At 53.6% G+C, this 11,586-nt stretch carries 7 protein-coding genes; 6 read left to right on the plus strand and 1 reads right to left on the minus strand.

The window, feature by feature from the left end:
* Nucleotides 1–297: 297 nt before the first annotated feature.
* The 6 genes from glgB (at nt 298) to ACLJNW_RS17565 (ending at nt 10,600) form a co-directional block, all read left to right on the plus strand.
* A complete protein-coding gene (gene glgB / locus ACLJNW_RS17540; protein WP_000098548.1) occupies nt 298–2,484 on the plus strand; it encodes a 1,4-alpha-glucan branching enzyme in 2,187 nt (728 codons plus the stop codon).
* Nucleotides 2,481–4,457 carry a glycogen debranching protein GlgX gene (gene glgX / locus ACLJNW_RS17545; protein ID WP_023204123.1) on the plus strand — a complete coding sequence of 659 codons (1,977 nt, stop codon included), beginning with the start codon at nt 2,481–2,483 and terminating at the stop codon, nt 4,455–4,457. Before glgB ends, glgX begins: the two co-directional genes overlap by 4 nt.
* A gap of 14 nt (nt 4,458–4,471) precedes the next feature.
* On the plus strand, nt 4,472–5,767 hold the full coding sequence (gene glgC, locus ACLJNW_RS17550; RefSeq protein WP_000253994.1) for a glucose-1-phosphate adenylyltransferase: 1,296 nt from the start codon (nt 4,472–4,474) through the stop codon (nt 5,765–5,767).
* Nucleotides 5,767–7,200: a glycogen synthase GlgA gene (gene glgA, locus ACLJNW_RS17555; protein WP_001197669.1), complete on the plus strand. Its 1,434-nt coding sequence runs from the start codon at nt 5,767–5,769 to the stop codon at nt 7,198–7,200. Before glgC ends, glgA begins: the two co-directional genes overlap by 1 nt.
* A gap of 19 nt (nt 7,201–7,219) precedes the next feature.
* Nucleotides 7,220–9,667 carry a glycogen phosphorylase gene (gene glgP, locus ACLJNW_RS17560; RefSeq protein ID WP_000993424.1) on the plus strand — a complete coding sequence of 816 codons (2,448 nt, stop codon included), beginning with the start codon at nt 7,220–7,222 and terminating at the stop codon, nt 9,665–9,667.
* 177 nt (nt 9,668–9,844) lie between these two features.
* Nucleotides 9,845–10,600, plus strand: coding sequence for an IclR family transcriptional regulator (locus tag ACLJNW_RS17565; protein WP_000724553.1), 756 nt, complete (start codon nt 9,845–9,847; stop codon nt 10,598–10,600).
* 43 nt (nt 10,601–10,643) lie between these two features.
* Here ACLJNW_RS17565 and ACLJNW_RS17570 read toward each other — a convergent pair whose 3' ends face one another.
* Complete coding sequence (locus ACLJNW_RS17570; RefSeq protein WP_000192191.1) at nt 10,644–11,549, minus strand: dihydrodipicolinate synthase family protein; 906 nt, start codon at nt 11,547–11,549, stop codon at nt 10,644–10,646.
* Nucleotides 11,550–11,586 lie beyond the last annotated feature (37 nt).

The following is an 11,586-nucleotide window of genomic DNA, read 5'->3' on the forward strand; positions in this document are numbered from 1 at the left end:
AAGGCGCGTCAGCGCCGCCATCCGGCGGGGAAATTTGTGTTAAACCAGGGGTGCATCGTCACCCTTTTTTTGCGTAATACAGGAGTAAACGCAGATGTTTCATTTTTATCAGGAGTTAAGCAGAGCATTGGCTATTCTTTAAGGGTAGCTTAATCCCACGGGTATTAAGCCTAACCTGAAGGTAGGACGACGCAGATAGGATGCACAGTGTGCTGCGCCGTTCAGGTCAAAGAAGTGTCACTACCTGATGTTGAATTCAGTGAGATGGAGTGACGCCACAAAACAGGATGACAAACCATGTCCAGTCGTATCGATAGAGACGTGATTAATGCGCTAATTGCAGGACATTTTGCGGACCCTTTTTCCGTACTCGGAATGCACCAGACCCAAGCCGGACTAGAAGTTCGCGCCCTCTTACCTGACGCCACCGACGTATGGGTGATTGAACCCAAAACCGGACGTAAAGTCGGCAAACTGGAATGTCTCGACGCTCGCGGTTTTTTCTGCGGCGTTTTACCCCGACGTAAAAATTTCTTTCGCTATCAGCTCGCCGTGACCTGGCACGGACAGCAGAACCTCATCGACGATCCTTACCGTTTTGGTCCATTAATACAGGAAATGGATGCCTGGCTATTGTCGGAAGGCACCCACCTGCGTCCTTATGAAACGCTGGGCGCGCACGCCGATACGATGGATGGCGTCACCGGCACCCGTTTCTCCGTCTGGGCACCTAATGCTCGTCGCGTTTCGGTTGTCGGGCAATTCAACTATTGGGATGGGCGTCGCCACCCGATGCGTCTGCGCAAAGAGAGCGGTATTTGGGAGCTGTTTATCCCCGGCGCGCATAATGGACAACTGTATAAATTCGAGCTGCTTGATGCGAATGGTAATCTGCGCATTAAAGCCGATCCCTATGCTTTTGAGGCGCAGATGCGTCCGGAAACGGCGTCGATGATTTGCGGACTGCCGGAGAAAGTGACGCCAAGCGAAGAACGACAAAAAGCCAATCAGTTTGATGCGCCGATCTCGATTTATGAGGTGCATTTAGGTTCATGGCGCCGCCATACGGATAACAATTTCTGGCTGAGCTATCGTGAGCTGGCGGATCAGCTTGTGCCTTACGCCAAATGGATGGGCTTTACTCACCTTGAACTCTTGCCGGTCAACGAACATCCGTTTGACGGCAGTTGGGGCTACCAGCCGACCGGACTCTACGCGCCGACCCGCCGCTTTGGTACGCGGGACGACTTCCGCTATTTCATCAATGCGGCCCATGCGGCGGGCCTTAACGTCATTCTCGACTGGGTGCCGGGCCATTTCCCGTCCGATGAATTTAGCCTCGCGGAGTTTGACGGCACCCACCTCTATGAGCACAGCGACCCGCGCGAGGGCTATCACCAGGACTGGAATACGCTGATCTACAACTATGGTCGTCGTGAAGTCAGTAATTATCTGGTGGGCAACGCCCTGTACTGGATGGAGCGTTTTGGGATTGATGCGCTGCGTGTCGATGCGGTGGCCTCTATGATCTACCGCGACTACAGCCGCAAAGAGGGCGAGTGGATACCGAACGAGTTCGGCGGTCGTGAAAACCTGGAAGCCATTGAGTTTCTGCGCAATACCAACCGCATTATTGGCGAGCAGGTGCCCGGCGCGGTCAGCATGGCGGAAGAGTCGACAGACTTCGCTGGCGTGACGCGTCCACCGGAAACGGGCGGCCTGGGGTTCTGGTACAAGTGGAATCTGGGCTGGATGCACGACACGCTGGACTACATGAAGCTGGACCCGGTGTACCGCCAGTATCATCACGACAAGCTGACCTTTGGTATGTTGTACAACCATACCGAAAACTTTGTTCTGCCGCTGTCGCACGATGAGGTGGTTCACGGCAAGAAATCCATTCTCGATCGTATGCCGGGCGATGCGTGGCAAAAATTTGCCAACCTGCGCGCCTATTATGGCTGGATGTGGGCCTTCCCCGGCAAGAAACTGCTGTTTATGGGGAATGAGTTTGCCCAGGGACGCGAGTGGAACCATGACGCCAGCCTCGACTGGCACCTGCTGGAGGGGGGCGATAACTGGCACCACGGGGTTCAGCGTCTGGTGCGCGATCTCAACCACACCTATCGCCACCATAAAGCGTTGCATGAGCTGGATTTCGATGCTTACGGCTTTGAGTGGCTGGTGGTCGATGACAATGAACGCTCGGTACTGATTTTTGTACGCCGTGATAAAGCCGGTAACGAGATCATCGTCGCCAGCAACTTTACGCCCGTGCCTCGCCACGACTACCGCTTTGGCATCAACCAGCCGGGACGCTGGCGTGAAATTCTCAATACTGATTCGATGCATTATCACGGTAGCAACACCGGCAATGGCGGCGTGGTGCACAGCGATGAGATCGAAAGCCATGGCCGTCAGCACTCTCTTAACCTGACGTTACCGCCGTTGGCGACGATCTGGCTGATGCGGGAGGGGGAATGACGCAGCTTGCGATCGGCGAAGCAACGCCGCATGGCGCAACGTATGACGGTCATGGCGTGAATTTCACGCTCTTTTCCGCCCATGCGGAGCGCGTAGAGCTGTGCGTTTTTGATTCCCGAGGGAATGAGCGTCGCTATGACCTGCCAGGACGTCGCGGCGATGTCTGGCATGGTTATCTGGCAGGCGCCAGGCCAGGTTTGCGCTATGGCTACCGCGTACATGGCCCGTGGCAACCAGCGCAGGGGCATCGGTTTAATCCGGCGAAGTTACTGCTTGACCCTTATGCGCGCCGGGTCGAGGGCGAACTAAAAGATCAGCCGCTGTTGCACGGCGGACACGATGAACCGGACTACCGCGATAACGCGGCGGTGGCGCCGAAAAGCGTGGTAATCAGCGACCATTATGACTGGGAAGATGACGCCGCGCCGCGCACGCCGTGGGGAAAAACGGTCATCTATGAAGCACATGTCAAAGGGCTTACCTACCTGCATCCGGAACTCCCCCAGGAGATACGCGGTACCTATAAAGCGCTCGGTCATCCGGTCATGGTGGCGTACTTCAAACAGCTTGGCATTACGGCGCTGGAACTGTTGCCGGTGGCGCAGTTTGCCAGCGAGCCGCGCCTGCAACGTATGGGGCTGACCAATTATTGGGGTTACAACCCGATGGCGATGTTCGCGCTGCATCCCGCCTGGGCCAGTTCGCCCGAGACGGCGCTGGACGAGTTTCGCGATGCGGTGAAAGCGCTGCATCGCGCGGGGATTGAGGTCATTCTGGACATCGTATTAAACCATAGCGCCGAGCTGGATCTGGACGGTCCAACCTTCTCCCTGCGCGGAATTGATAACCGTAGCTATTATTGGATAAGGGACGATGGCGATTATCACAACTGGACGGGGTGCGGCAACACGCTCAATTTAAGCCATCCCGGCGTGGTGGAATACGCGTGCGAGTGTTTGCGCTATTGGGTGGAAACCTGTCATGTCGATGGTTTTCGTTTTGATTTGGCGTCCGTCATGGGGCGCACGCCGACGTTTCGCCAGGATGCGCCGCTGTTCGCCGCGATTAAAGCGTGTCCTGTGTTATCAACGGTCAAGCTGATTGCTGAACCGTGGGATATTGGCGAGGGCGGCTATCAGGTCGGGAATTTTCCGCCACCATTTGCCGAGTGGAACGATCATTTTCGCGATGCGGCCCGCCGATTCTGGTTGCCGCGTAACCTGACGACCGGGGAGTTTGCCTGTCGTTTCGCCGCTTCCAGCGATGTGTTTAAACGCAATGGCCGCGCGCCCGGCGCCTCTGTCAATCTGCTCACGGCGCATGACGGTTTTACGCTCCGGGACTGCGTCTGTTTCAATCAGAAACACAATGAGGCGAACGGTGAGGAAAATCGCGACGGCACCAACAGCAATTACAGCGACAATCATGGTAAAGAAGGATTAGGCGGTCCGCTTGATTTAATGGAGCGGCGGCGCGACAGCATTCATGCCCTGCTGGCGACGCTACTGCTCTCTCAGGGAACGCCGATGCTGCTGGCAGGCGATGAACACGGCCATAGCCAGCACGGCAACAATAACGCCTACTGTCAGGATAATGCCTTAACCTGGCTGGACTGGCAGCAGGCAAATCGTGGGTTAACCACGTTTACCGCCGCGCTGATTCGTTTGCGTCAGCAGATACCGGCTTTAACCGGCAATAGCTGGTGGGAAGAAGGCGATGGCAACGTGCGTTGGCTAAATAAAAATGCGCAACCCTTGAGTGCGGATGAGTGGCAAAACGGGCCTAAGATGATGCAAATTCTGTTGTCGGACCGTTTTCTGATTGCGATAAATGCCACGCTTGAGGTGACAGATATAGTTTTACCCGAAGGGGAATGGCGCGCCGTTCCCCCATTCGCTGGAGAGGATAATCCGGTGATAACGGCGGTCTGGCAGGGACCTGCGCATGGACTGTGTGTGTTCCAGAGAGGATAAAAAAGGAGTTAATCATGGTGAGTTTAGAGAAGAACGATCGTGTAATGTTGGCGCGCCAGCTGCCATTGAAATCTGTTGCCCTAATCCTGGCCGGCGGCCGCGGCACGCGTCTAAAAGATTTAACGAACAAACGCGCCAAACCAGCCGTCCACTTTGGTGGGAAGTTCCGCATCATCGATTTCGCCTTATCTAATTGTCTGAACTCCGGGATTCGCCGTATCGGCGTGATCACTCAGTATCAGTCCCATACGCTGGTGCAGCATATTCAGCGCGGCTGGTCACTGTTTAGCGAAGAGATGAACGAATTTGTCGATCTGCTGCCAGCTCAACAGCGTATGAAGGGCGAAAACTGGTATCGCGGCACGGCAGACGCGGTGACCCAGAACCTGGATATTATTCGTCGCTATAAAGCGGAATATGTCGTCATCCTGGCAGGCGATCATATCTATAAGCAGGACTACTCGCGTATGTTGATCGATCACGTTGAAAAGGGCGCGCGTTGCACGGTGGCCTGTATGCCGGTGCCGATCAAAGAAGCGACGGCGTTCGGCGTGATGGCGGTCGATGAAAGCGACAAGATTATTGATTTTGTCGAAAAACCGGCGAATCCCCCCGCAATGCCTGGTGACGCCAGCAAAGCGCTGGCCAGTATGGGCATTTACGTTTTTGACGCCGATTACCTGTATGAATTGCTGGCGGCAGACGATAAAGATGACGCGTCCAGCCACGATTTCGGTAAAGACATTATCCCCAAAATCACCCGCGAAGGTATGGCTTACGCGCATCCTTTCCCGCTCTCCTGCGTGCAGTCCGATCCACAAGCCGAACCGTACTGGCGCGATGTAGGTACGCTGGAAGCTTACTGGAAGGCGAACCTGGATTTAGCCTCGGTGACGCCGGAGCTGGATATGTATGACCAGAACTGGCCTATCCGTACGCATATGGAATCGCTACCGCCTGCGAAATTCGTGCAGGACCGCTCCGGTAGCCACGGTATGACGCTGAACTCGCTGGTCTCCGGCGGCTGCATTATCTCCGGTTCGGTGGTGGTGCAATCTGTGCTCTTCCCACGGGTGAGAATAAATTCTTTTTGTAATATTGATTCGGCAGTGTTGTTACCTGAGGTTTGGGTAGGGCGCTCCTGCCGTTTACGTCGCTGTGTTATTGACCGTGCCTGTATTATCCCGGAAGGCATGGTGATTGGTGAAAATGCGGAAGAGGACGCTCGTCGTTTCTACCGTTCAGAAGAAGGTATTGTACTGGTCACGCGTGAAATGCTGCGCAAACTGCAGGTCAAACAGGAGCGATAATGCAGGTTTTACATGTATGTTCAGAGATGTTCCCCCTGCTGAAGACTGGGGGGCTGGCGGATGTGATAGGCGCGTTGCCTGCGGCACAAATTGCGGATGGTGTTGATGTTCGCGTTCTGCTTCCAGGGTTTCCCGATATCCGTCGGGGGATACCCGATGCGCATGTGGTGAGCCGCCGCGATACTTTCGCAGGTAAGATATCGCTGCTGTTCGGGCATTATAACGGCGTGGGCATTTATCTGATCGACGCGCCGCATCTGTACGAGCGTCCAGGCAGTCCCTATCACGATACGAATTTATATGCCTATACCGATAACGTGCTGCGCTTTGCCCTGTTAGGGTGGGTCGGCTGTGAAATGGCCTGCGGACTTGATCCATTCTGGCGCCCCGACGTGGTGCACGCCCATGACTGGCACGCCGGGCTGGCGCCCGCCTATCTGGCGGCGCGCGGGCGGCCGGCGAAATCGGTCTTTACCGTACACAACCTGGCCTATCAAGGCATGTTTTATGCAAAGCATATGGATGACATCGAACTGCCGTGGTCATTCTTTAATATGCATGGGCTGGAGTTCAACGGACAACTCTCCTTTTTGAAGGCCGGTTTGTACTATGCCGACCATATTACGGCGGTGAGCCCGACCTATGCGCGTGAAATTACCGAACCGCAGTTTGCTTATGGTATGGAAGGCCTGCTGCGTCAGCGTCATCTGGAAGGGCGCTTGTCCGGCATACTGAACGGCGTGGATGAGAAGATCTGGAATCCGGAATCCGATCTGCTGCTGGCGTCGCGCTACACGCGCGATACCCTGGAAGAGAAGGCGGAAAACAAACGTCAGCTACAAATTGCGATGGGGTTGAAGGTTAACGACAAAGTGCCGCTGTTCGCCGTGGTAAGCCGTCTGACCAACCAGAAAGGTCTGGATCTGGTGCTGGAGGCGTTACCGGGGCTGCTGGAGCAGGGCGGGCAGTTGGCGCTACTCGGCGCGGGCGATCCGGTGCTTCAGGAAGGGTTCCTCGCGGCGGCGGCGGAACACCCAGGGCAGGTTGGCGTACAGATCGGCTATCACGAAGCTTTCTCGCATCGCATTATGGGCGGCGCGGACGTTATTCTGGTGCCCAGTCGTTTCGAACCGTGCGGCTTAACGCAGTTATATGGCTTAAAGTATGGCACGCTGCCTCTGGTGCGGCGTACCGGGGGGTTGGCCGATACGGTCTCCGACAGTTCGCTGGAAAATCTGGCGGACGGTATCGCCAGCGGTTTTGTCTTTGAAGACAGTAATGCCTGGTCGTTGCTACGCGCGATTCGGCGTGCTTTTGTGTTGTGGTCACGGCCTTCGCTTTGGCGGTTTGTACAACGGCAGGCGATGGCGATGGATTTTAGCTGGCAAGTTGCCGCGAAATCATACCGCGAGCTGTACTATCGCTTGAAATAGTCATCCAGGAATCATTTATATGAATGCTCCGTTTACTTATGCATCGCCCACACTCAGCGTTGAGGCGCTTAAGCATTCTATTGCCTATAAGCTGATGTTTACGATTGGTAAAGACCCGGTCATTGCCAATAAACACGAATGGCTGAACGCCACGTTGTTCGCGGTGCGCGATCGTCTGGTGGAGCGCTGGCTGCGTTCTAATCGAGCCCAATTATCGCAGGAAACCCGGCAGGTTTATTACCTGTCGATGGAGTTTTTGATTGGTCGTACTCTCTCTAACGCGCTGCTCTCGCTGGGCATTTATGACGACGTTAAAGGCGCGCTGGAGGCCATGGGCTTAGATCTCGAAGAGCTGATCGATGAAGAGAATGACCCAGGGCTTGGTAACGGCGGCTTAGGACGGCTGGCGGCTTGCTTCCTGGACTCGCTGGCGACGCTAGGATTACCGGGTCGCGGGTATGGCATTCGCTACGATTACGGCATGTTTAAGCAGAATATTGTCGACGGGCGGCAAAAAGAATCTCCGGATTACTGGCTGGAATATGGCAACCCGTGGGAGTTCAAGCGCCACAATACGCGCTATAAGGTGCTTTTTGGCGGTCGCATTCAGCAGGAAGGTAAAAAAGCGCGCTGGATTGAGACGGAAGAGATTCTGGCCGTCGCGTATGATCAGATCATCCCCGGTTACGACACCGACGCCACTAACACACTGCGGCTGTGGAATGCGCAGGCCAGTAGTGAAATCAACCTCGGTAAATTCAACCAGGGCGACTACTTTGCGGCGGTGGAAGATAAAAACCACTCTGAGAACGTTTCACGGGTGCTCTATCCGGACGATTCCACCTATTCCGGACGAGAGCTACGCCTGCGCCAGGAGTATTTTCTGGTCTCGGCGACAGTGCAGGATATCCTGCACCGTCATTATCAACTGCATAAAACCTATGAGAATCTGGCGGATAAAATCGCCATTCACCTCAATGATACGCATCCGGTGCTGTCAATTCCGGAGCTGATGCGCCTGCTGATTGATGAACATAAATTTAGCTGGGACGACGCGTTTGAGGTGTGCTGTCAGGTCTTCTCTTACACCAACCATACGTTGATGAGCGAGGCGCTGGAAACCTGGCCCGTCGATATGCTGGGGAAAATTCTGCCCCGTCACCTGCAGATTATCTTCGAGATTAACGACTATTTCCTGAAAACGTTGCAGGAGCAATATCCCAACGATACCAGCCTGCTTGGACGCGCGTCGATTATTGATGAGTCGAACGGTCGCCGGGTACGGATGGCCTGGCTGGCGGTGGTAGTCAGCCATAAAGTCAACGGCGTTTCTGAACTCCATTCCAACCTGATGGTGCAGTCGCTGTTCGCGGATTTTGCGAAGATTTTCCCGACCCGTTTTTGTAACGTCACGAACGGCGTTACGCCGCGCCGCTGGCTGGCGCTGGCAAATCCGCCGCTTTCTGACGTGCTGGATGAGAATATTGGTCGTACCTGGCGTACCGATCTTAGTCAGCTCAGCGAGCTAAAGCAGCATTGTGATTATCCGCTGGTCAATCATGCGGTGCGTCAGGCGAAGCTGGAAAATAAAAAACGGCTGGCGGTAGTGATAGCGCAGCAGCTTAATGTGGTGGTTAACCCGAAGGCGCTGTTTGACGTGCAGATCAAGCGTATTCACGAGTACAAACGTCAGCTGATGAACGTGCTGCATGTCATTACCCGCTATAACCGCATTAAAGAAAATCCGGAGGCCGACTGGGTGCCGCGGGTGAATATTTTTGCCGGTAAGGCGGCTTCCGCCTATTACATGGCAAAACACATTATTCATCTGATCAACGACGTGGCGAAAGTGATTAACAACGATCCGCAGATTGGCGACAAGCTGAAAGTGGTGTTTATCCCGAACTACAGCGTCAGCCTGGCGCAGGTGATCATTCCCGCTGCCGACCTGTCTGAGCAGATTTCGCTGGCAGGGACAGAAGCTTCCGGCACCAGTAATATGAAATTTGCCCTGAACGGCGCGCTCACCATTGGTACGCTGGATGGCGCGAACGTAGAGATGCAGGAGCATGTCGGCGAGGAGAATATCTTTATCTTCGGTAATACTGCCGAAGAGGTGGAAGCGTTGCGCAGGCAGGGTTATAAGCCTCGCGACTATTATGAAAAAGATGAAGAGCTACATCAGGTACTGACGCAGATTGGTAGCGGCGTCTTTAATCCGGAAGAGCCAGGCCGTTACCGCGATCTGGTAGATTCGCTGATTAACTTTGGCGATCACTATCAGGTGCTGGCGGACTACCGCAGCTACGTGGACTGCCAGGATAAGGTGGATGAGTTGTATCGTCGCCCGGAAGAGTGGACGACGAAAGCGATGCTCAACATTGCCAATATGGGCTACTTCTCATCGGACAGAACCATCAAAGAGTATGCCGAAAATATCTGGCATATTGATCCGGTGCGGTTGTAGCGGTTTAACGCTTGAGAACGGGGCCAAACGGCCCCGTTTTTTATCGTGGTATATTCGGGGGGTATGCCGATATTCGTCTGCTGAATCTGTTAGCGGCACTTGGTCTCTGTCATGGAAAAAGGGTTGAGTACTGGTGTATAGTATTAGCAGAAAAATCCATAATTAATTGATAATAATATGAAAAAGATTACGACATCTATTCCGGCTCTCGATAAAATTATGCGCGTATTTGCTTACCTTCTGGAGTGCGATGGCGCAACGTTTACCCAGATCCATCAAAATTCAGGGATTGCGAAAAGCAGTACCTCATCTTTGCTCAACGGCATGGTGGAGCATGGGTTATTACGCCAGGAAAAAGACAAGTATTATCTGGGGCTACGCCTGTATGAATTAGGTAATAAAGCGGCGGAACAGTATGACATTAAAAAAATCGCGTTACCGATTCTTGAAGAGATTCGCGATAACACCGGCCTGACCTGCCATCTTGGCGTTCTGGAGGGCGATGCCCCCATTTATCTTCTGAAAGTCGAAAGCCCACAGGCTATTGTGATTCGAAGCTGGGAGGGCAAGCGCCTCTCATTACATAGCTCAGGGCTGGGGAAGGTGCTGATTGCATGGCTTAGCGGGGAAGAGCTGGAGGAGTTGCTGCCTCCAGATCAGATATTAACGCGTTTTACGGATACGACGATCACGGATGTGAATATCCTTAAGCAGGAGTTAGCAGGAATTCGCCGTCGCGGCTGGGGTTATGATAATGAAGAAGACTCCCTTGGCGTGCGCTGCATTGCGGTGCCGGTATTCAATACGCAGGGGAAAGTGATCGCCGCCCTGAGCGTATCCGGCGTTACGTTCCAGATCCCCGATGATAAACGCGAGTCGCTTGCTACGCTGATGATGGATGCCAGCCGTAGCCTGACGCGTCTGATGTGCTGAAATAAAAAGACATAGCGGGCAAGAAGCCCGCTTTCGTCATCGCTTAAAGTCCCGCACGCTGTAAGATCTGCTTCAAATTCGAAATATGTTCTTCATTTGCCGGCAAAACGGGGGGCATTACATGAGTTGAAATATCGACTCCGCTAAGCTGAATTGCCTTTTTGATTATCCCGAAGAAAGGTGAATCCAGGCTGTAAATAGTGGAAAGCGCGGACAGCCGGCGCTGTAATCCGAACATTGTCTCATACTCTTTTTCACACCACGCGCGGTAGATCCCGCAGGTTAGCTGCGGCGCAAAGTTCGCTGTCGCTGGGATCCCGCCGTTGCCGCCTAAGATAAGTGTATCCATCATATATTCATCATAGCCGGAGAAAATAACGAAGTCCGGACGCACTGGCCTGACATTATTGATGATTTCACGAATATGGCTGATATTATCAACGGTATCCTTAATGCCGATAATATTGGGGTGATCTTGCGCCAGCCGGGTAATTAAATCAACGCTAAGGTCCTGTCCCGTCAATGCTGGAAAGTTGTAGAGAATCACCGGGCTTTTTATGTTATTAGCCACGGTTTTGAAATGATGATAAATATACTCATCGGTCAATCTGGCATAGTAGGGATTGAGTACCAGCACGGCATCGACTTCGAGTCGGTCGGCATGCTGACCATACTCAATCACTTCCTGCGCGCTGGTGCTGCTAATACCTAATAGTACTGGAATACGGCGGTTAATATGACGGACGCAAAACTCTGCGGTTTCCAGACGCAGCGCATTGGTCATATGGCAAAATTCCCCTCCACTGCCCAGCAGTAATACGCCATTGACCTTGCTTGCAATAAGATGATCCAGCAAGGTTGCCATGCCGACTTTATCTAACTCTCCCTGCGCATTAACAATGGTCGGAACTGGCGGAAATACGCCGTGAAATTTCGTAATCTGAGTCATGTATTGATCCTTAAAACAGGCGAGCCGTAGCCCGCTA

It is taken from the genome of Salmonella sp. SAL4457, assembly GCF_046548235.1.
In the GTDB taxonomy this organism is placed as follows: Bacteria; Pseudomonadota; Gammaproteobacteria; order Enterobacterales; family Enterobacteriaceae; genus Salmonella; species Salmonella enterica.